Annotated in this window: 24 protein-coding genes; all 24 read right to left on the bottom strand. The window is 33.7% G+C overall.

The window, feature by feature from the left end:
• Positions 1–18: 18 nt before the first annotated feature.
• The 24 genes from ACRD62_RS10130 to ACRD62_RS10015 all read right to left on the bottom strand — a co-directional run bounded on the left by ACRD62_RS10130 (position 19) and on the right by ACRD62_RS10015 (position 20,564).
• Positions 19–975: a hypothetical protein gene (locus ACRD62_RS10130; protein ID WP_430820005.1), complete on the bottom strand. Its 957-nt coding sequence runs from the start codon at positions 973–975 to the stop codon at positions 19–21.
• Entirely contained in the window at positions 972–1,709 is a 738-nt protein-coding gene (locus tag ACRD62_RS10125) for a DUF4405 domain-containing protein (RefSeq protein ID WP_430820004.1), read from the bottom strand. Before ACRD62_RS10125 ends, ACRD62_RS10130 begins: the two co-directional genes overlap by 4 nt.
• Positions 1,710–1,713: 4 nt before the next feature.
• Complete coding sequence (locus ACRD62_RS10120; protein ID WP_301200387.1) at positions 1,714–1,887, bottom strand: 4Fe-4S binding protein; 174 nt, start codon at positions 1,885–1,887, stop codon at positions 1,714–1,716.
• Between the two features lie 24 nt (positions 1,888–1,911).
• A complete protein-coding gene (locus tag ACRD62_RS10115) occupies positions 1,912–2,433 on the bottom strand; it encodes a P-loop NTPase (RefSeq protein ID WP_430820003.1) in 522 nt (173 codons plus the stop codon).
• A gap of 5 nt (positions 2,434–2,438) precedes the next feature.
• Entirely contained in the window at positions 2,439–2,687 is a 249-nt protein-coding gene (locus ACRD62_RS10110) for a P-loop NTPase (protein WP_319399564.1), read from the bottom strand.
• 48 nt (positions 2,688–2,735) lie between these two features.
• The gene (def, locus tag ACRD62_RS10105) at positions 2,736–3,350 is read right to left on the bottom strand and encodes a peptide deformylase (RefSeq protein WP_319399565.1); all 615 of its coding nucleotides are present in this window, start codon (positions 3,348–3,350) and stop codon (positions 2,736–2,738) included.
• Entirely contained in the window at positions 3,329–4,195 is an 867-nt protein-coding gene (locus ACRD62_RS10100; RefSeq protein ID WP_319399566.1) for an ATP-binding protein, read from the bottom strand. The genes def and ACRD62_RS10100 overlap by 22 nt, the downstream gene beginning before the upstream one ends.
• Positions 4,196–4,204: 9 nt before the next feature.
• Positions 4,205–5,077, bottom strand: a complete 873-nt coding sequence (locus ACRD62_RS10095; RefSeq protein ID WP_319399567.1) for an ATP-binding protein — start codon at positions 5,075–5,077, stop codon at positions 4,205–4,207.
• Between the two features lie 7 nt (positions 5,078–5,084).
• Complete coding sequence (locus ACRD62_RS10090) at positions 5,085–5,927, bottom strand: damage-control phosphatase ARMT1 family protein (RefSeq protein ID WP_324292779.1); 843 nt, start codon at positions 5,925–5,927, stop codon at positions 5,085–5,087.
• Positions 5,928–5,939: 12 nt separating this feature from the next.
• Positions 5,940–6,308, bottom strand: coding sequence for a NifB/NifX family molybdenum-iron cluster-binding protein (locus ACRD62_RS10085; RefSeq protein WP_430820002.1), 369 nt, complete (start codon positions 6,306–6,308; stop codon positions 5,940–5,942).
• A gap of 326 nt (positions 6,309–6,634) precedes the next feature.
• On the bottom strand, positions 6,635–6,841 hold the full coding sequence (locus ACRD62_RS10080; protein ID WP_319399570.1) for a DUF5320 domain-containing protein: 207 nt from the start codon (positions 6,839–6,841) through the stop codon (positions 6,635–6,637).
• A 4-nt stretch (positions 6,842–6,845) separates the two neighbouring features.
• Positions 6,846–7,163 carry a NifB/NifX family molybdenum-iron cluster-binding protein gene (locus ACRD62_RS10075; protein WP_430820001.1) on the bottom strand — a complete coding sequence of 106 codons (318 nt, stop codon included), beginning with the start codon at positions 7,161–7,163 and terminating at the stop codon, positions 6,846–6,848.
• Positions 7,160–7,606 carry a DUF134 domain-containing protein gene (locus tag ACRD62_RS10070; protein ID WP_319399572.1) on the bottom strand — a complete coding sequence of 149 codons (447 nt, stop codon included), beginning with the start codon at positions 7,604–7,606 and terminating at the stop codon, positions 7,160–7,162. Before ACRD62_RS10070 ends, ACRD62_RS10075 begins: the two co-directional genes overlap by 4 nt.
• A gap of 249 nt (positions 7,607–7,855) precedes the next feature.
• Positions 7,856–8,959 (bottom strand): hypothetical protein, encoded by a 1,104-nt coding sequence (locus tag ACRD62_RS10065; RefSeq protein WP_430820000.1) that lies wholly within the window; start codon positions 8,957–8,959, stop codon positions 7,856–7,858.
• Between the two features lie 56 nt (positions 8,960–9,015).
• On the bottom strand, positions 9,016–10,554 hold the full coding sequence (locus tag ACRD62_RS10060; RefSeq protein WP_430819999.1) for a CHC2 zinc finger domain-containing protein: 1,539 nt from the start codon (positions 10,552–10,554) through the stop codon (positions 9,016–9,018).
• Positions 10,555–10,595: 41 nt separating this feature from the next.
• Positions 10,596–11,714 (bottom strand): hypothetical protein, encoded by a 1,119-nt coding sequence (locus tag ACRD62_RS10055; RefSeq protein ID WP_430819998.1) that lies wholly within the window; start codon positions 11,712–11,714, stop codon positions 10,596–10,598.
• 327 nt (positions 11,715–12,041) lie between these two features.
• On the bottom strand, positions 12,042–12,263 hold the full coding sequence (locus tag ACRD62_RS10050) for a hypothetical protein (protein WP_430819997.1): 222 nt from the start codon (positions 12,261–12,263) through the stop codon (positions 12,042–12,044).
• Between the two features lie 72 nt (positions 12,264–12,335).
• Positions 12,336–12,569, bottom strand: a complete 234-nt coding sequence (locus tag ACRD62_RS10045) for a DUF4248 domain-containing protein (RefSeq protein ID WP_430819996.1) — start codon at positions 12,567–12,569, stop codon at positions 12,336–12,338.
• 467 nt (positions 12,570–13,036) lie between these two features.
• A complete protein-coding gene (locus tag ACRD62_RS10040; RefSeq protein ID WP_430819994.1) occupies positions 13,037–15,532 on the bottom strand; it encodes a DEAD/DEAH box helicase in 2,496 nt (831 codons plus the stop codon).
• A 13-nt stretch (positions 15,533–15,545) separates the two neighbouring features.
• The gene (locus ACRD62_RS10035) at positions 15,546–15,734 is read right to left on the bottom strand and encodes a hypothetical protein (protein ID WP_430819993.1); all 189 of its coding nucleotides are present in this window, start codon (positions 15,732–15,734) and stop codon (positions 15,546–15,548) included.
• A gap of 126 nt (positions 15,735–15,860) precedes the next feature.
• Positions 15,861–16,220 carry an RDD family protein gene (locus ACRD62_RS10030; protein ID WP_430819992.1) on the bottom strand — a complete coding sequence of 120 codons (360 nt, stop codon included), beginning with the start codon at positions 16,218–16,220 and terminating at the stop codon, positions 15,861–15,863.
• Between the two features lie 102 nt (positions 16,221–16,322).
• Positions 16,323–16,913: an energy transducer TonB gene (locus ACRD62_RS10025; protein ID WP_430819991.1), complete on the bottom strand. Its 591-nt coding sequence runs from the start codon at positions 16,911–16,913 to the stop codon at positions 16,323–16,325.
• 324 nt (positions 16,914–17,237) lie between these two features.
• Complete coding sequence (locus tag ACRD62_RS10020) at positions 17,238–18,071, bottom strand: hypothetical protein (protein ID WP_430819990.1); 834 nt, start codon at positions 18,069–18,071, stop codon at positions 17,238–17,240.
• A gap of 381 nt (positions 18,072–18,452) precedes the next feature.
• Positions 18,453–20,564, bottom strand: a complete 2,112-nt coding sequence (locus ACRD62_RS10015) for an amino acid permease (protein WP_430819989.1) — start codon at positions 20,562–20,564, stop codon at positions 18,453–18,455.
• Between the last annotated feature and the right edge of the window lie 76 nt (positions 20,565–20,640).

Below are 20,640 nucleotides of genomic sequence, written 5' to 3'. Positions count from 1 at the left end.
TATTAAATATTTACATTATTATTCGCATCCAAAACACGAAATGGGTTTATCGGGCACAAAATCTATTATTTTGTAATTCAATTCCTTGGAGACACTTTCGGTAGATTCATTAATGTTGTTAAATACCAATGAATTGTCACCAAATACTATTTTTAGGGGCGATATAAAAAAAGCATTCTCATTGCAATAACTTGTTACAAGTTTGGGTGAAAACCTTTTGTATTCAACACTACCTTTTTTAACTACTATTTGGTTAGATGAGGTGATAACACTTTGTACAGAACCGTCTTCGTTCAAACATAAAGAATGACTTTCTGCCTGAATGCCGTTTGGGTCGGGGTCAAATACTTTTAATTTGCCAATAGGACTGTTAACGGCAAGTTCTTCTAGGGGTTCAAAGCCTTTTACCTTTCCGTTTTTATAAAAAGAAATACCCTTTCGAATAAGCATTTCGCCCATATCTGTTGTTATTTTCACATGCTCATTAGGCCAAAACAGTAAGCTTTCTAGCTCACCTGTTTCATAAAACTGCAAATAGATTGGCTTAACTTTAATTTCACCCACAGCCGTTTGTATATCAATGATTTCTGCCAATTCACATTCATTCTCTTCCGTCCAAAAACCAGTAACTTTTCCATTTAAAGGGAAGGTACGATACAAAGCACCGCTTTTATAAAATATTACCAACTCGGATTTTATAGTTCCAACCGAAGTGGGTATTTCTGTTAACTTTTCTAAAGGCAACGATTTTAATTCACCTGTTTTATAAAATTTTACAGGGGCTTCCTTTTTTCTCCCAGAGTCATCATCAAAGGTATATCTTGGAATAAGATTTCCGACAGATGTTTCAAGAATTATTTCTTCGCCAACTAAAACGGTATCAATATTTCCATTTTTATTCCTTGAAATTAAATGGCTTTTCGATGAAAATTGTTGTTGCATATCCATTATTTGATGTTTTAGTTCATTTATCATTCCTTCATGTTTTTGCTCTCTATGTAATCTCGTATATCATTTAACTGAAAATTATATTGTTTACGCAATCTTCCCAATCTTTTATTATTGTTAGCAGTAGGTACATTAATGCTTTTAGCCAGTTCATGTGCAGAAACATTGTACTTTTCTGCAACTTCATTAATAGTCATGTTCCCATATATTTCGATATCTGATTGGTGAGCATGTTTGAGCTCCGTATGATGCTCTACATCTGGTATTTTTTCTTGGTCTTGTCCTATGTCAGGTTTTGCTTCAACTTTGTTTTTATATTGCCTTTCTTCAAAAGAATAGCCTTTACCATGCTTACTATTGTGAGCATGGTTTAAGACACTTTCATCATCTTCGGGATTAAGAAAAAAAGGAACAATACCAAAAACAAACGTGAATAATACCAATAATGAGCCTAGGATAACTCGCAATGCTTTTGCTGGTACCATCTTTTTAAAAATTCCAATAATCTGTTTCCAATGAAATACAATGTGAAGTACCAATAAAAAGAGCAGGACAAAACTCAGGATTAAATGAATTGTTCCCCACTGGTGTCGGTCAATACCCCAATAGTAAAGTTCAACATCACGTCCATAAATATCATTTCGTTTAAAGCCAGGAACAAGCACGTATTTAATCAGAAAACCAATACCAGCAATTGGTATCATTAACATAAACATGAGTATGTCTATTGATAAATTTAATTTTGGTTTGTTGATTTTCATAGTATTAATCTTTAATAGCTCCAACAGGACATTCTCCTAAACATAAGCCGCAGTTACGACATTTCTCATTGTTAATTTGCGCTTTACCATCAATTAATTCTATAGCGGCCATAGGACACACCTCTACGCATACACCGCAACCAGTGCATTCTTCTTTATTTACTACCGGATACTCCATAATTTTAATTTTTATGTTAACATATTATTTGCTTATTTTATTTACCAGCTTTTCAAAAGCCTGTACAATTAATTTGCTGTTTGATGCAAATACCGTTTTACCAGTATCACCAAGTTCGCAAACATCACTTACAAGCGGTATTTCAGTCAACAAAGGACAACGAAGCTCTTTGGCAAGTTCAATACCTCCTCCATTTCCAAATAAATAGTATTTTTCATCGGGATGTTTTTCGGGTGTGAACCACGACATGTTTTCTACAATACCCAATATTTCAATATCAATTTTTTCGGTTTTGAACATATTGGCAGCTTTTCGCCCATCAGCAACAGCCATTTGTTGCGGAGTAATTACTATAATAGCCTTTGCTTGTGGCAATTTCTGTGAAAGGGTAATACAGATATCTCCTGTTCCTGGAGGCATATCAATTACAAGGTAATCCAGTTCGCCCCAAACGGTATTTTCAAGCAACTGTGTTAAAACTTTTGAAGCCATTGGCCCACGCCAGATTATAGCATCTTCCTTTTTCATTATCAGACCAAGCGACATGGTTTTTACACCATATCTAGAAATTGGTATAATTGCTTCTTCCTCTTCTTTTTTTCTACTTGAGGGTGTTGGTCACTTACGCCAAGTGTTAAAGGCACAGATGGTCCATATAAATCGGCATCTAAAAGCCCGGCAGAAAAGCCTTCTCTTGTTAATGCAACGGCAAGGTTAGTTGCAACAGTTGATTTTCCAACCCCTCCTTTACCTGACGCAACAAGGATTATGTGTTTTACTTTATCTAAATAATTTGCCATAATTACTTCTACTTATCTTTTATTTCAAAAGCTATATGCTGTAACATGCTATCTGTATTTTAAATATTGAATGGGATAATCAGTTGGTATTTTGCCTTGTTTTATTTGCTTAAGTTTATTTCTCGTAAGTTTTTTGTTTAAAGCAGATAGATGGTCAATAAAAAGCAAACCTTTTGTGTGGTCAAATTCATGTTGAATAACCCTTGCCGTATAGCCGGAAAACATTTTTCGATGTAAAACAAAATCTTTGTCAAGATATTCAACAATAATATCCCATGGTCGTTTTATATCTTCACTTATTCCTGGGATACTAAGGCAACCCTCGGTCAGTTTGTTTGTTTCTTCGGAATATTCTAATATATTGGCATTTATAAAAACTTCTTCAATACCCTTGTCGCCACAAAATAACTTCTTACGGTAATTTGTTTCCAGTTCATCATACATTAAGGTACTTTTTACAACAAATGCGTTAAGCTGGCTATCAATTTGAGGAGCAGCTAACCCAACTCCACCTGATATTTCAAGCGTATTCCATAAATCCTCAATAAGTTTATCTACCAAAATATCCCTATCGTAGATGTTCCGGCTTTTTTGCCTCAAAACAGGATTGCCATAGGCTATAATCGGCAAGGCTTTATTTGTTAGTTTATCAATCTTTTCCATACCGTTTTGATGATTTCTGTAATTTCTGATTCAGGTTGATACTCAACAATAGTTTGCCCTAAAGTCATTGCTTCAACCATTTTCTCATCAAAAGGAATCTGAGCCAACAAGGGGATGTTATTATCATTGAGAAAAGTCTTAATTTCCTCTACAACTTCTTCGTTAATATCAAATTTGTTAATGATAGCATAGGTTTCGATATTGAACGAGTTGATTAGTTCAATAAGACGAATAGCATCATGTAATCCTGATTTTGTAGGTTCAATAACAAGTAAAACCCTATTAGTACCCGATATTGAAGCTATAGTTGCACAACCAATTCCGGGAGGGCCATCATTAAGAATGAAATTGAGATTAGAAGCTAATCCAATTTCCTTTGCCTTTTTACGAACTTGACTAACCAGTTTACCTGAATTTTCTTCACCCGGCCCCATTTCTGCATGAACTAAGGTTCCAAACCGGGAGGTAGAAATAAACCAGTGATTGTTTGTATTTTCAATTGAAGATATAGCATCATTCGGACATACACGTTCACATAACCGACAACCTTCGCATTGCAGGGAATTAATATATATTTCTCCATTGTCATGCTGATGAATCGCATCAAAACGACAATGTTGTAAACATAAACTACAGGCATTACATTTCTCGCTATCAATGCTAACTGCCCACCCACTTGAAAAATCGTATTTTTCCTGTATTGTTGGATTGAAAAGCAAATGAAGGTCGGCAGCATCCACATCATTATCGCAATAAACAGCATTTTTAGCTACCGAAGCCAAAGCAGCTGCAATGGTTGTCTTTCCTGTTCCACCTTTACCACTTAAAATAGTTATCTCCTTCATAATTCATGTTCATTTCATTAGTTTATGTGATAAATTCTCAACTATTTTTTCATAACTGAGTTTTATGTTATCAGGTGTGTTTTCAACAATATTTCCTTTTGCGTAAATGCTTGCATAGTCCCGACTAAAAGGCAATTCACCCAAAAGTTTAATGCCTTCATTTTTTAAATATTTATATACTTCATTACTGCCTAAACCAGCTTTGTTCACAATAACCCCAAAAGGTATTTCTACTTCTTTCATAAGGTTTACCATTAATTTTAAATCATGTAAACCAAAAAGGGTTGGCTCTGTGACAAGTATCACGTAATTTGCATCGCTAATAGTTTCTACCACAGGACAGCTCGTTCCCGGAGGGGCATCAAAAATTACAATTTCATTATTTTCCGACACTCTTTTTTTGAGGTCTTTAATCAGCATAGTTTGCATAGCAGAACCAATTTTGAGCCTGCCTTCTTTTAAGCCATTGATATTTTTTGTCCGGTATGAGTTTACCCAGCCAATTGTTTCAGGATTCTCAGTTATTGCGTTATGCTTGCAAGCAACCATACAAGCACCACAGGAATGGCACAGGCTTTTGTTTACTTCGGCAAAATTTACAGGTGGTATTACAACAATGGCATTAAACTCGCAATAATCAACACACTCACGACAAAAAGTACATTTATCTGTATCAATATGAGGTATTAATTGAAAAACCTCTTCCTGTTTTTCCTTAATCGCACCCTCAAAGAATATAAGATCATTGGGTTCTTCCACATCACAATCAACCAGTTCTATTTTATTGCCTAATACTTTATGTAGCATGGCATATAAGTTTACTGCAACTGTTGTTTTTCCGGTTCCGCCTTTTCCACTTGCTATTGCAATTTTGTATGACATGTCAATATTAATTTAACTGAGTTACTATAAGGTCATTCATACTACACCCCAGCATTTCTGCCATTGGTTCACATTTTGCCATAAGCAGAAAAAATGTGTTTGGGTGTTTCTCGTTCATTAATCCCTCAAAATTGCCCTGGCCTTTTGAAATGATTAAGTCTGCACTATTATATGCCAGTTTAAATTCATCAGAACAAAACTCCAACAAAGTTGATGGTGCATCGAACCCATTATCAATTATCTCGCATATATTATCAATACCAACCTGTTTGGCGTCTTCTATTGTAACATCGTTAATTACAGGCGCTCCTCTTGTTACAAAAGTTACTTTAGGATGACGTATAGTTTCAAGCAGTAATCGGTCGAAAAATACTTCCCCGGCATTGTCACCTAGATATAATATCCGTTCAGCTTTATCAATAGCTTTCTTGAACTCTTTTGATTTGTCAATAGCAAAGGGAGTGTTAATTAAATCTTTTATTTGTTCCTTAATATCTCCATTTACGCTGTGCGCCCCATAGTCTATAATATTTCCTGCTACGGCAAGTCTAACTGCTGTATAAAAAGGATTATTACTGTTGTCGATATAGTTCCTCCAATACTCATAATCAGCTAATAATAATTTATTAGCACTTAGTTTCTCACTAGCATACAAATCTTTGTTATTCAACTTTTGTTTTGCAATGCGTTGAATATTAGTTGCTAATTTGGGATTAATCATACTGCGATTATCCCCCAATATTTCATGCACTGAAAAGATGAAATCCTCCGAAACAGTTTTTGGAGGATTAAACTTAGCAAGCAGATTTTTCACAGTTTTTATGTGACAAAAATAACACTCTGGTCTCATTCAAATTTTATATTAATGTCCACCACATTCATGATCTGCATCATGATTGCAATAATTAGCCGTAAAATTTAATGTGCCGTCTAAGTGTCCTTTCACTAATTCAATGGCATTTAGTTGGGGCGCACCAACAAAAGCATTTACTCCGTTTTGGTTAAACAGTTGAATAGCTTTTTGTCCCATCCCTCCGGCTATAATGTCTGTTACGCCTTTCCCACCTAACCATTGAGGTAACAAACCAGGTTCGTGTGGGGGAGGCACAACTTTTTCTTCTGAAATAACTTTATCGCCATCGGTATTTACCAATGCGAAAAACTTACAATGCCCAAAATGAGCATCCAGTATTCCTGTTTCGTTAACAGGCAAAGCAATTTTTTTTGTCATGTTTATTAAATTTTTTCTAATGTATAAATGATTAACATACCTGTTAAAATCAGGCTTACTTGTGCTAAAGAATCTTTGAAATTGGTTTTTCTGTGTATTTGCGGTACAAGGTCTTCCAATGTTATATAAATAAAGATTGCTTCGGAAAAAGCCAATACATAAAGAATTGGTTTATTTTCTGCTAACAACCTACCTAAATAGGTAGTAACCCCGATAAAAGATTAAATGTCAATGCTTTTACCTTGGAATACCCGTTATTTGAATTAAATAATCGCATACCTGAAGGATACACGATTATCTAAAACTGAGTTTTAAACTACCTGAAATCAAGCGTTCCCCCTTCCATTCCTTCTACCCAAACCTTTACCTGCACCTCTACCTGTTCTTCTGCCAAACCCTCTTCCTAATCCACGAGAAGTTTCACTAACATCAATTTGTTCGGTAGTTTCCCGATTGTTGGGATTACATTTCCCCATTTTACGGCCTGTCTGAGAACCTTGTCCTTCTGGGCCTGTTCTATCAAATCTTGGCATAATTCTAATTTTTAAGTTTATTAATGATATTTTCAATTGTTAAGTTGTCATCTTGTAAGATGACCATTTGAATTTCAAACTTATCCAACAGCTCTTTAGCTTTTGGGCCAAAGTCGCCTGAGATTATTTTTTTAACATTTAATTCAATAGCCTTTTCAGCAGCCTTCGTACCTGCACCATTAGATGCATTGAGATTCACGTTTTCAATGAACTCTGCTTCTCCGGTTTGATCATCGTAAATACAAAACCATGCGGCCCTTCCAAAACGCTTATCAAAAACCGCAGTTGTTATATTTCCAGATGATGTTATTATTGTTTTCATATATCATTTTTTAAAAGATTAATATTAATAGATGAACATATTGCACAGCAGTGCTTGTTTTGTGTTTTAGGTATAGTAAATCGTGCATTGCATACATGGCATTCATACCAGTTTTTATCTAATAATGCGTTTCCATAAACCGTTCTGATTTCTTTTACCTCAACCATTGCCTTTGCAATTTTTCTTCTTGCGCTTTCGTAAATTCTTGCAAAGGTTGGACGGGAAATGCCCATCACTTTTGCTGCTGTTTCGTGGTTCATAAAATCATAATCCGACAATTTTATTGCTTCGTATTCTTCATAAAGCAATTCAATAAATTCATTTTTAGAATGATTTGCCCCATAAGGTTTATATCCTTTAAATCCAGGAGGAGCAATCACTTTTCTTAACCTTCTACGCCTTGGCATACAGACAACTAAATATTTAAATGAGAATATTCTCACTACAAATATAATGAGATATATCTCATTATAAAAATTTATTGATTCTTTTTTTTAATTCTATATTACATTGTCTACAAGTCGGTACAAAGGGAAATATGTTAACCATGTTTACCTCATGTTAACCGCTAAAGAGTTGTAGTACTGAATAATAAGATATTTGGTTAACACGGTTAACATAGTTAACAAAGTTTTTAGTTCAACATCTTTTCAAGTTTAATAAGGACAAAAAAAATACCGATTAAAACGGTATTATAAGTTCAGTTCAACATCATTTATTATTATCCCCATACTTTCGGGTATATCTTCATATTTAAACCGATAACAGCTTCCCAAAGGTTTTTTATTAATTGCCTTATCTCTCGATTTCTGTGTTGTATTTTGAATGAAAGATGTATTGCCTTTTGATGTGAGCAATGATTTCAATGAGTTCGCATCTAAATCATTAAATCCATTCTTTTTTACATATTCCTTGTAATATGGAAACAGGAGAGGAAATTTAATAAACAGGTTCTTATTTACCGGGTCTTTTAAGTAATGCGTGTTTACTTTAATCTCACTTTTTGGTTGGCTCAGTTTAAAAGCAATGGCTTCCCAAAATAAGGAGACATCTTTAATGGTACTGGCCATCTCATTTTGCTTAATTGTATTCTCAATAACGGACTGTTTGTATGTTGAATAATCGAATGGAAGCTCCAAATAGTTTTGTAAAAGCTGAACAGGAGTTAGCAATAAGGCTATGTGTTTAATCTGTCGGTCAGATATTTCTGTAACAGCTGTTATTTCCGGTTTTAGTTCGTAAAAGATAGAATCAAACACCGTTTTAAACCTCGATTCAATTACATTCCGGTATTTTAGAAGTTCCCTGGTTATGTTGCAAAAACCTTGTTCTTTTTCTTTTAAAAGGATTTTATAAGCTTGGGTGCTTTCATCTGAAAACTTATTGTCCTCAAAATGTAGTACTATCATTCTGGCAAATAATGCAGCTTCTGATGTAGGCAGCTCGTTACCATCTACCATACATGCAGAACTGATTTCAAGCGTTGTAGTTTTATTGTCATTGCTTTTTTGAGCCATAGTGTAAAGCTCTCCATCGTAACCAGTTTTAAACACATCAACCGTTTTCTTATCAATGGCATTGGTGTATTCCTTCAGATAATAAAGTGCATTATTTCGTTGTGTAAGCGAACGAGAAAAACCTTTATCAGTTGAGTTTAGTAATGATATGCCATGATTCGGTTCGCCAAACAGATGTAGAAAAAAGTTGACAAAATTTGATTTACCAGCACCCTGGTCACCAAATAGGAACAGGAATGGGAAAAAGCCTGTCAGTTCAAGTATGAAATCACGATACAAGGCAAGTATGATGAAGGATATACCAATTGCGCCATTAATACCATAAGCATTATAAATCAGTTCCGACCATTCTTAAAGTTCAGGTTTCCTGCTTTGTATGTAAATTTACGTTGTCCGGAATAACTTTTATCGTCAAGGTTTGTGTATGCAAATGGAGGCAAATAATAGGCGGATTTGCCATGATTCACAATGCCGAGCTTATCAGGATAAAGCAATTTATTATCATGGGTTATTGTAGCATCTGCAAAACAATAGTTTTTTGATTCTTGCTGATAACCCAGCTGATTTACAGCAATGGCATTTTTCTCGTTATCGTACAGGTAAGTCAGGATAGTGTCAAGATTTTGTGTGTTCCCAAAGAAAGTTAAGCCACGCCCTGATATGCTACGAATTACTTTCTTAAACTTATCGAGGTTAAGCTCCGAACTTGTTATTTCATTTACTGTAATCTCTCCTGTATTTCGTTGAAACTTAATTAACCGTTTACTTTCTTTTGTGCCATCCATTAAGTGATAAACCGAATCCATCAGGAAGTTGGATAGCTTTCTTTCAACAGGTTTACTTTTATGAAACTCATTGGCATAGTAGCATCCATTTTTCTTATAAAAGTTGTATTCTTCGATGTCGGCCAGTTCATCAATGCTGAATTTTGGAATAGGCTTATTAATAATATCTTCCCAAAGCAATTGGTAATTGTTCTTGTTTTGAAGAAAATCAACAATTGTTTTGTCTTGAAGTAAATCATTGGCATCCTTATTCTCCGGTAATATTAACCTACGTAGTGATTTAATGTCAAATCGGTTGGATAAAATATAATCTTGATAATACTCTGCACATTTATTTCCTGCACTATCGTTATCCATTGCTAAAACAACGATTTTCCCTTCAATATACTTTTGAAGGATTTTAGGATTCTTGATTTTATTCTCTGTGGAAAACAAAGCTATGGATGAACAGCCTTTCATTGATAATGCATTTACAACGCCTTCCTGTATGAAAACAACATCATAATCAGGATTGTACATTTTATCATAGATGCTGCCGTTTAACGTTCCGTTATTTTTGGCTTTCGACTTACCCTTTTCAGGATTAATCATCCTACGGTTAATAAGTTGATTATTGGCATCAATAAAGACAATGGCATTAGCGTGTGAATCGTACCAATAACTATTGTCAGGCAAATCATCAATAAAACTAATTCCACGAGATTTTAGGTAATCAGTAGCAGTTTCTTTAGTATTGTTTTTTATGGCAAAAAGCATTTTGTCGAAAGCACTTGTAACATTCTGTGATGGTTGGAACGTCTCTTTAATGCCGAGATATTCCTCCTGTAAATATTTGATAGCCTTATGTTCGTTCCAACCTGAATTTAGAGAAATCAAGAAATCAATGGTGCTGCCACCGGAACCACATGAAAAACATTTGAAGAAATTGTTTTTCTTTTTAATGCTAAAAGCCGGAGAATGATTCGTGCCTTTACCGCTACCACAAAAAGGACATTTTTCCAGTTGATTAGTTTTATTGAAGCAAGTTCCGGTTTCCTTTTCAATAAGTGCTTTTATATCAATTTGCTTTACTTTTTCAATTGTTTGCATCTGTATTGTTATTGAGCCATAACCTGGCTGTTTAAATCCTTTTATTCTTCTTCCCCTGCGCTTTCATCATCTTCCTCAATGCTCAAACGTTGTTTTTCCTTTTCGAGATGCTGAACCATGCTCTTAGTCAACTCTTTGCTTTCCATGCAATTGCCAATTATTGTTATCATATAAATAGCAAATTGAATATCGCTTTGTTTTAGTGCTTTTGCAGTATCGTTTATGGCATTAAAGATTTGTTTTTGCTGCTCTGTTTTTGGGACTGGCATCTCTTCTACGTCAACATCGTGTTGACTAATGGAAGAATGTCCTTGCAATTCTTCATCCTCTTCAACAAAACCCAGGGCAGCTTGTAGCTCATCTTTTGATAAGCCCATTAATTCAGCAGCCTTTGGACTATTTCCTAGTATCTTACTTCCAATTCCTGATAGTACACCCGTTGCTACACGTTTTAATAATTCCGTGTTTGAATACCCTGCAAGTCGGGTTTCCAGCTCTGATATCTCAGTTTTGTACGCCGTATTCGCTTTTTCTAATTCCTGATTTTGGTTTTTTAGGCTATCTCGTTCAGTAGTTATTTCATGCAACTGTTTTTTCTGTGTATTGAGTTCGGTTTCCTGTTTGTAATCGCTAAGTTTTCTCTCAAACTGCATCAAAGTGTTTTCATACCTGGAATTATTGACAGCCCCCAATAATCCTGCTAAACCATTTAGAGCATTACCATTGTTTTCATTCTCAGTTTCATTACCTGTTAATGCACCGAATAGCATATTGAGGTTTTCAATACTTCCCAATCCACCAATATTATTACTGAATTGGTATTTTTTAATGGCCATATCAACCGCCTGTTCTATCTGCGCCAGATTTGATACAGGTTTCTCAGCTTTCCTGTTCTCCTCTAAACCAATGTTGTACCGTGTAACTAATCCGGCTTTTGGACTTTTACCACGATAAATATCTACTTTGATATTACCGCCATCTTGATTGACAATATCTTTAGCCGATTTCATATTCTCATTAAAAGCCTCGATATTATTGGTTCGGGGTACAATCAGTATATGTCCTGAATTGTCTTCGACTAATATTTCATAAGCGTAAGTTGCGTTTTCTTGCAAATTCCGATAAATGGCATCTTGTAAATTGCTATGTTTTTCCTTCATTGTTGCATTTTTTATGTTGTACTTAATTCTTATGGTATTATCAGCTATTGGTCAGGTACATCTTTCTATAAAAAGCTATTATGACCAACTTTGCAGCTATTATTACCTTTTGTGAGCAATTAAATTCTACTAAACAGCTACTTTTTTAAGTGTTGCAGTTATTAATAGTTACTACTCATCTATTATTTTTTAAAAACTCCTTTTGTGATTTTAACTCAGACCTACTTCTAATAGACTTTTCAGTTCCATAGAGCAAAAGAGAGGGATTCTGAACGTATTAGTTTTAAGCTATGGGCTAATAATATTAACCCATAACTTACCATTACCTTACTCATCATCTTCTTGTGAGTAATCTTCGTCCAGGTCTTCTAAATGGTCAATCATTTCAAGAATCGCCTGGCTGTGTTCCTCTGGTTCGTATTCTACTTTAACAAGGATTTCATCATCTTCATTAGTGCCAATGATTGCACCTTCAAGTTCATACTCTCCCAATAACCCGGCAAATTCAACCATCAAATCTGCCGAAACATTAAATGTTCTAATCTTCATAATTTTAAATTTTAATTAAACAAAAAATTGACTACTCATTTCGGGGGATGGAGTATTGTCTAATATGGAGTATTACAGCTCCTCAAACTCTTCCGGCTCAACACAAAAATGGTCGAGTATTAATAAAAGTTGCTGTTTGTTATAGTAGTGACGTTTGGTATGACCAGCTTTAGCAATTTGCCTTTTTAAATCAGGGCATGTATCTATCTCACGCCTCAGATGCTGCATGGCAGATTTAATTGAGACACTATTAGGATATAACTTTGTAACTAACTCTTGCTTTAATATTGTTCTGCGATTTATCATAGCGATGAATTTTATTTAGATAACTGATATATTTTTAGAGGAATTGACGGTGAGAATAGAATGCAAGTGTTGAACCTTGATATTTCGGAAAACAAATCGAAACATAAGGCAACAAATCAAAAAACACTTAGGGACTATAAACACGAAAAGCCCCTGAACGGAGCTTGTTTTAAAAGAATCGACATGTATTTTCGGCATAATTATAAAAATTACACCCTTGACAATTAGCAAAGACAAATATATAATTTTAGCTGAAAATTGCTGAAAGTTTTCGTTTGAATTTATTTGAAGTGGATTGATTAACATATCTCGGACTTTAAATAAGTTAATCAAGTACTCCGCTACGGATTACATTAGAAATTGCCTCTAAATCTTCGAGTATGTAGTTCGAAATTTGACCACTTAGGGTCACAATAAAGCCTGCAGTCTATTGATTAGCAGGCTTTTGTATGTGTGATAACGGAGTTTTATTGAATAAAATCATTTAATTTCTTAATTGCTTCTGATTTATTCTTTTTCCAATAACTATAGTGTAAAGGCATACTTTTTATTCCTGTTCTGGCTAAAGTCTTGTATCGTTCTAATGAAAATGCTTCTTTAAACATTCCTGGATATCCAATAAGATCAATAAAATAGTTTTGGTCTTTATTAGTTACAAGAATATCTAATAAGCAGCCAGCCAGAGGATATCCACATTTTACACTTTCATATTTCTTCTTATTTAATTCGGTAATTACTTCTTTCTGAAATTCATCTAATTCTATATCTTCATTACTTGTATGAGAGAAGTCTTTAATAAATTTAAAATATTGGTATAGTAAAGAGTCTTTTTTTAGAGCAGAATCAGACACGGACTTAAAAATATACTGAAATGATTTAGCTCTGGTGATTGCTACATTAAGTACCTCAGGTTTATTTGCATGGATAAATGCTGATGGATGAGTGTTATCACATAAACAAAATGAAATTAAAATGACCTCTCGCTCTGAACCCTGAAAGTTATAAGGTGAACCACATAATAAATTGAACTTTTTCAGAGTATCTAATTCATATTTTTCTTTTAATAGCTTATTGATATAATTTACTTGACTACTGAATGGAGATATTATACCGATTGAAGGAGCTATTTTATCTTTAGAATATTCCTTAATTAGTTCATCTAATTTTTTTATTACTTCTCTTGCTTCTATTTCATTAATCCCCTTGTCATTGCGTTTTCCTTTTATTTCAAATAATTCAATTTGTTTATGGGTTGTATGCTTGGGGGTAGATTTCAAGACTTCAAGCTGACCTTCATAGAATTGTTTGTTACTAAACTCAATTAGCGACGGAGATGATCTGAAATGCTCTCTTAAAAAAGTTACTTGATCTTGGTTTTGTAATTTTGATACAAATAAATCAAGTATACTTCTGTTTCTATAATCAAATATTTTGTCGGCTGGAAGGTTAAACTTTTGTTGAAGATTTTCCTGTTGTGCTTTTGAAACAAATGAATAATGTCTTAATTGATTCGGATCTCCAACAATAACAGAACGTTTAGCTCTGTAAATCGCAGGTAAGGCTGAAGCAATATCACATTGAGTAGCCTCATCAATTATTACTAAATCAAATAAGTCAGGTTGCAATGGAAGAACGGAGTTTAGATCTGAAAGATTGGCAAGCCATATTGGAAAAACTTTTAATACATTTTGTTGCTTAACACCATTAAGTATTTTCTTATACTCCGTAAAACTCGATGAATCAAGGGCATCGAAAAACAATGCAATATCTCTTCTGTAAGTCCTCGAATTGTTTTTAATATTAGTTTGGATCTTTCTTTTTGAATAAGAGCTGACTTCTTTATCTAATTGAACTAACAATCTTTCTATTTCTTCAAAAATATTCCAAAGTTTTGCACCATTAAAAGTCAAACTTTTTAAATAAACCTTTCTCCACTTCTCATACAAGTTTAAATCATAACTGAATTCTAAATCAGATTTTTCTAATTCTCTTTCTATGAATTTATTAAACTTATTCTCCTGCATCTCAAGTCGCTCAAATAACCTGTTAATTGCAGATTCATTTAATCTAATGTTTTGCCTTGAAGCAATTCCACTCAAATATTTGCGAATTTTTGACTTTAAACTTATTTTATAATGTGTACCAGTGGTATGAATTAAATAATCTTTCAGTTTAAAATCATCCTGTAACATTGTTCTTAAAACCTCCACTGCTTGTTTTGTTTTTGAAACAACTAAAACGGATTGATTTTTAATTACAGCATCAGAAATTATTGAGGTAATTGTGTATGATTTGCCTGTTCCGGGAGGGCCTACAATAATGGAATTCGAAAACTGATAAGCATTTTGTAATGCTTTATATTGATCTGAATTCAATCTTGATTTATAAAAGCTAAAGTCAAACTTGTTTTGTTTTTCGCTTTTACTTAAAAGTTCATTAGTACTTGAATTAAGAATTGACTTATTGGCCATTTCACCTAAATCGCTTATAACTCTCAATGATGATTCTGATTTATCAACTAAAATGGTACCGGCAGCTGGAATAATTTTATACTGATGATCTTGATATTGATTATCTGATAAATGCTTTCTTATTTTGTTTACAGACCAAACTCTTGGATATAGCAATAATTCTTCTGAATCAAGGTTTGAAAAATACTTATCAAATATACTTTTAGCTCCAATCAAGTTGTTAATATCACTTAAAAGCAAATCTGATAGATCCTTGATAAACAAATCTTTTGAAAGTTTTTCGTTTCTTGATTCAAGTTTTGTTAAAACCGATTTATTTATAACAAAAGAGGTTTTATCTATTTCTAAAAACTTCTCATTATTAATGGTTTGAATATTTGCTGGATACAAAAGTAATGGCGCACAAATTCTCTTATCGGTTATTAAAGGATTTTCATTACTGCCTAAAACAAATAGACAAGCGTAAAACAATTTTTTTTCAAGCTTGTACAATTCAATCTCTTTCTCAAGCTGTAATTTTATTATTGATGTACGGAATTATTGGAAGATCATCTCCAATTAACTCTTCATTTTGGGAAACAAACCATTTAAATGAATATTTCTGTGCTAAAATGTTATCTATAGTAAACTCTTTGTAATCCAGTTTGTAACACTCTTTGAAATAGCTATAAAAATCTTTGGCTATATAAGTCACTTCTTAATTCTTTAAATCCTTTATAAATCTAATATTTTACCGATATTTTCAAATAATAATGTGTTACAACTTTTGCTGAACGAGCAAACCTAGCTATACTTAATCCCAATAGTTAGTGTACGTTTATTATTCTGTCATTATTACTTTAGTTTTAGATAATATGTCGTGAATACCTCTATCGCTACCAAATAAATATGATAATAAATCAAAAGGAACCAACCGTAGTAAAGTCCTAACAAAAATCTGCAGGAAGTTAGGTTTTGTACCCGATTGATTAGCAACAACAGATTTTGTAATTATTTTTCCAATAGTCTTTCCAAATATTGATTCCAAAATTAGATAGTATGCAAAATAAAAGAACATCAGTGCTAATCTTAAATCAAGATAATGCTGAGTTAATGAATCAAAAATGTAAGTCAATATAAAAACTAAAAGATAGTCAATAAAGAAGTTTCCAGCTCGAATGTTCTTATTAGCGTTAGTCATTTAAGTTTAATAATGGGTTAATATAGTTTGATTTAAGCGTGTTTGTCTGCCGTTTAAAGGACGGGCAAGCTGTGCCCTGTTTTGTTCCAGTATATGTTTTTTTTATTCTAACCTATACTTTAAAGTATCAATTATGTTTTTCCTTTCCCAATTTTCAAGTATTTCAGCAATTATTTTTAGGTTTTCGGCTTGTCCCAAATTGAGTTTATTAAAGTTATTGATGGTACCTTTTATCAAAATAGAATCACCTTGAATTCCTATAATATTTTTCAGCCGTCCTGACGCATCAATGTCATACTTAATTATTACATCTCCTTGAATGCCTAATTCATAAGCTAATATTGGATAATTATGTAATTGAAATGTAATTAATTTGTTCTTATTGAAGTCGTAATAAAACTTGGGATTCAAGAAAAATTCCCATATGCCAACTTTTATATTATTGTAAAATTGACCATTTGCAACAACTAAACGATCATGATTTTTGCCTTTAAAATATTTGTAATCTTGCTCGTCTATCTTCTTGTAATATATTGCTTCTCCATGTTTTATTGTAGAATCACTCTTTAGAACATATGAATGAGATCTAACTTGTTTTGAATTATTATAGTATTCTGTTTTTATGATAGTTTCTTGTCCAATAACATTGATGGACAGAAATAAGATAAAAAATATGAACCAGAATCTTTTCATTATACACTTTGTATCTTTCGTTCAAAATTAAACCCAACTATTGTATATACTGAGTACTCATTCTATCCCAAAAACTGCATTCTTTATAATATATAATAATGATCGCATATAGATATTATAAAACTATAAAAACACTGTTAGTTAACAAAGGTTATTTTATATTAATAAAATGAGAATTTTGAAATTTTATTGTGCATTATTTCGGAGGTATAGCCAGCTAATGCAAGGTATCTGTTTACGAATGATAATATCAATAGAAATAAAAACTCCCTTGTAAAAAATTAACAAGGGAGTCTATATATTTATTATTGAGGCTAATTAATCTTAATTGTAAACTTTGGGATTTCCCTGCCAATCCAGTTTGACAAAGACTTTTTGATTTTCACCATTTTCAGAAATTAACATTGCATCTTTGGTAAGTTTGCCTTTGTTATAATTCAATTCCAGGGTTGTATTTTCATTTTCAAACAAGGTTTCTTTCACTAATTTATCATTTTCAAATCGTCTTTCTGAGCTTTTATTTCCTGCCAGGTCATATTCTACACTGTTGCCATTCTTCACAGGAATGTATTTCGATTCACTCACTGACTTATTGGTGAAGAATGTAGAATCGCTAACGTTTCCGTTTTTATGATACTGAACCAACAATGTTTGTGCTTTGTCATACCTGGTTTCATAAACGAATTGAGGTGTATCGTCCCTGGTATACGTAATACTTTTATACGACAGGCAATCTTCGTAAACAGTGGAATAAGCATATTTCTTTTTACCAGCCATTTTCAAAACCTGTTTGTCATTGCTTTGAGCGATACTTTTCATCTCCAGTATTTCTTCTGCAACAATTCGGCCCTTACGGTCGAAAGTAAATCTTTTAAAAAGATTAAATCCATTAATATAGATGGTGCTGTCAGACAGTTGCCCATTCTTACACCAGTTTTTCATTTCAACAGGTTTACCATCCTTTAAAGTCATTTGCCATGCAATCTGATCATTATTGAAATATTGTTGACAGGTTCCATCATAGTTTGCATTTGTTTGTAAATCAATAGCTAATAATGAATTGTCATCAACTCTAAAGAATTGCTCATATTGTGAATACGTATACGTGCTACTTATTAAAAGTAGAATGTAAATGATAAATGTTCTTTTTGTTTTCATAATGCAGCAAATAATACTTAACAGGTTGTCAATCTTATTTATTTTAACGTCGATGACAGAAATAATGTAATCCGATTTACATGAATGGTAGTCTTCTTTTGATTAAACAATAAGTGACGCGCAATGAATGGAAGATTGAGCTATTGGTGGGCGTAAAATGCTCTTATTTAGTGCTTTTGATGGATGGATAAAATGAGTTGATGAAGGGGTAATTATTCGTTATTAAGGTGATTGATGAGGTTTATGAAAAATCAATCAGTTTTGACTTTTAAGTTGCCATTAATATTTACGATTTGTAAAGAAGCATCTTAAAACACATAACAAATTAAGAACCGTTAAGTGTAGGCTCTCAATACGTTTTTCATAATTTCTTATTCGGTTTTAAAGATTATTGCTGATATAACTTTTAAATAGTTTGGATATTGATTTTTCTTCACCCAGAATAGTAAGTATATCATCTTCCTGCAAAACAGTAGATCCGTTTGGAGCAAATGTTTTGTTGTCTCTTTCAATTAAGGCAACCAAAACATCTTTAGGTAGCGTTACTTCTTTCAGTTGAAGTCCGATCATTGATGACTGAGCTGTTTCTTTCAATAGTTTTATGCTGATAAAACGTTCGTTTTGTAACATATACTCCTTAATAGCACGGTGGCTGTCCATTTTAATAAGGTGTTGCACCATATCCGGTCTTTCCATAATGTCAACCAAGCGGGAAAGCATGCGTAATTGCTGTTTTGGATTTTCATCGGAGTTAATCAGAAAGCAGCAAATATGTATAGGCGCAAAGGGTTCCGGATTTTTAAACGGAGTTACATCTTTAATCACCTCTTTACTAACGATGGTATAGATCGAAGGGTGCAGTACATTTTTGCTTTTGACATGAAAAACCAATACTCCGGGCAAAGCAACTACTGAATCTTCATCTAAAGAATGTACAAACCTGTCGCGTAAGGTTTGCTTATCACACTGCAATTCAGTTCTAAAATAATCAGTTACCTTATCCAGAATCTCACCCAGATTGGTAGGTGTTTTTACAATGCTTATTCTTGAGTTAATAACGGTTTCGTCAAAAGGATCACCTTCTCTTAGTCCTTTTTCTTTTAAAATGGTCATAAGTTCGTTTTCCAACTCATCGTATTGGTATTGTCCCAGCAGGGCGAACCAGTGAAAAATTGCTCCTTCGCGTTTAACTTTTCCACGCGAATGAACATGATACCAAATCACAGCCATCACAATAATTCCGGCAGTGAAAAGAATAGGCATCCAACCCAAATAGATTATTAATAAGAAGGAAATGATAATGCCAATTACCTGCATAAAAGGATATAAAGGTGAAGTATATCCCGGATCGTATGATTCAATTTTACTGTTTCGGAATACGATAACTGAGAAATTGATAAATATAAAAATCAGCAATTGAAAGGTACTGGCCAGTTTTACAATGCCTTCTTCCGACAATAGTAGAATAAATAAAATGATAAAGATGGTTGTGAATAAGATGGCAACAGCAGGAGTTCCTTTTCCCCATATTTTAGACAAAACGGCTGGCAGTAATTTATCTCTTCCCATGGCAAATGGATACCGTGAGGCCGATAAAAGACCGGCATTACCCGTGGAAGCAAATGCTGCCAAAGCGGCAATCGACATTAGTATTACTCCAGTATTTTCGGGAAGCCAGCTAAATATTTTGGAAGCAGCTACTGCAGCAGGTGCCATTTCCTGAGAAAATGATTCCGTGTCGATTAGGCCAACCATCAGAAAAACGCCGACACCGTAAATAAGTCCTGTAACAATCAAGGATAAAGTCATACCTAGTGGTATGTTTCGTTCAGGGTTTTTTATTTCTTCAGCAACACTGGCTATCTGAGTTAATCCCAGGTATGAAACAAAAACAAATCCAGCTGATGTAAATAAACCACCCAATCCGTTAGACATAAACGGAGTAAACTGACTTTCAAAGGAAGTCTGGCTAACAGATTCATTAAAGAAGATTGAATAAAGTCCGTCAGCAATAAAAGTGACTAATATGACCAATAAAAAAACAACAAATATTTTTTGAAAGGCAGAAGTCTTTTTTGCGCCAATCAGGTTTAAGCCCATAAAGAAAATTGTGGCAACAATGGCAACTAGCTTGGTCGGAACATTCCAGAAAAGTGCAGCATAAGCACCAATACCAATAATGGCAAAGGTCGTTTTCAGCATCAATGCGAAGTAAGTTCCTAATCCTCCAATGGTGCCAAATAAAGGTCCCAGACTACGATCAAGAAAAAAGTATGCTCCACCGGATCGTGGCAGGGCTGTTGATATTTCAGCAATACTGAACATGGTTGGTAAAATCAACACGCCTGCAACCATATATGCCAGGAAAACGGAAGGGCCTGTGTAGTGTGAAGCTATACCCGGAAGTAAAAAGAAACCCGAGCTGAACATGGCTCCGGTGCTAATGGCAAAAACATCAAACAATCCCAGTTCTTTGTTTAATTTCTTTTTCATAGGCAAGTATTATCAGGTGTATTTGCCTCCCACTCAAAAGGAGTTTATAAATTAACAACTAAACAGGTTTTAGTGT

This window comes from Carboxylicivirga caseinilyticus (assembly GCF_050589785.1).
Lineage (GTDB): Bacteria > Bacteroidota > Bacteroidia > Bacteroidales > Marinilabiliaceae > Carboxylicivirga > Carboxylicivirga caseinilyticus.
Note: the sequence above shows the minus strand (reverse complement) of the source record. Positions and strands in the feature narration are given on the sequence as shown.

Excerpts from the sequence above, each read along its gene's own strand:
- ACRD62_RS10130 (WP_430820005.1), bottom strand. The coding sequence starts at position 975 with ATGATAAATGAACTAAAACATCAAATAATGGATATGCAACAACAATTT.
- ACRD62_RS10125 (WP_430820004.1), bottom strand. The coding sequence starts at position 1,709 with ATGAAAATCAACAAACCAAAATTAAATTTATCAATAGACATACTCATG.
- ACRD62_RS10120 (WP_301200387.1), bottom strand. The coding sequence starts at position 1,887 with ATGGAGTATCCGGTAGTAAATAAAGAAGAATGCACTGGTTGCGGTGTA.
- ACRD62_RS10115 (WP_430820003.1), bottom strand. The coding sequence starts at position 2,433 with ATGTCGCTTGGTCTGATAATGAAAAAGGAAGATGCTATAATCTGGCGT.
- ACRD62_RS10110 (WP_319399564.1), bottom strand. The coding sequence starts at position 2,687 with ATGGCAAATTATTTAGATAAAGTAAAACACATAATCCTTGTTGCGTCA.
- def (WP_319399565.1), bottom strand. The coding sequence starts at position 3,350 with ATGGAAAAGATTGATAAACTAACAAATAAAGCCTTGCCGATTATAGCC.
- ACRD62_RS10100 (WP_319399566.1), bottom strand. The coding sequence starts at position 4,195 with ATGAAGGAGATAACTATTTTAAGTGGTAAAGGTGGAACAGGAAAGACA.
- ACRD62_RS10095 (WP_319399567.1), bottom strand. The coding sequence starts at position 5,077 with ATGTCATACAAAATTGCAATAGCAAGTGGAAAAGGCGGAACCGGAAAA.
- ACRD62_RS10090 (WP_324292779.1), bottom strand. The coding sequence starts at position 5,927 with ATGAGACCAGAGTGTTATTTTTGTCACATAAAAACTGTGAAAAATCTG.
- ACRD62_RS10085 (WP_430820002.1), bottom strand. The coding sequence starts at position 6,308 with ATGACAAAAAAAATTGCTTTGCCTGTTAACGAAACAGGAATACTGGAT.
- ACRD62_RS10080 (WP_319399570.1), bottom strand. The coding sequence starts at position 6,841 with ATGCCAAGATTTGATAGAACAGGCCCAGAAGGACAAGGTTCTCAGACA.
- ACRD62_RS10075 (WP_430820001.1), bottom strand. The coding sequence starts at position 7,163 with ATGAAAACAATAATAACATCATCTGGAAATATAACAACTGCGGTTTTT.
- ACRD62_RS10060 (WP_430819999.1), bottom strand. The coding sequence starts at position 10,554 with ATGCAAACAATTGAAAAAGTAAAGCAAATTGATATAAAAGCACTTATT.
- ACRD62_RS10055 (WP_430819998.1), bottom strand. The coding sequence starts at position 11,714 with ATGAAGGAAAAACATAGCAATTTACAAGATGCCATTTATCGGAATTTG.
- ACRD62_RS10050 (WP_430819997.1), bottom strand. The coding sequence starts at position 12,263 with ATGAAGATTAGAACATTTAATGTTTCGGCAGATTTGATGGTTGAATTT.
- ACRD62_RS10045 (WP_430819996.1), bottom strand. The coding sequence starts at position 12,569 with ATGATAAATCGCAGAACAATATTAAAGCAAGAGTTAGTTACAAAGTTA.
- ACRD62_RS10030 (WP_430819992.1), bottom strand. The coding sequence starts at position 16,220 with ATGACTAACGCTAATAAGAACATTCGAGCTGGAAACTTCTTTATTGAC.
- ACRD62_RS10025 (WP_430819991.1), bottom strand. The coding sequence starts at position 16,913 with ATGAAAAGATTCTGGTTCATATTTTTTATCTTATTTCTGTCCATCAAT.
- ACRD62_RS10020 (WP_430819990.1), bottom strand. The coding sequence starts at position 18,071 with ATGAAAACAAAAAGAACATTTATCATTTACATTCTACTTTTAATAAGT.
- ACRD62_RS10015 (WP_430819989.1), bottom strand. The coding sequence starts at position 20,564 with ATGAAAAAGAAATTAAACAAAGAACTGGGATTGTTTGATGTTTTTGCC.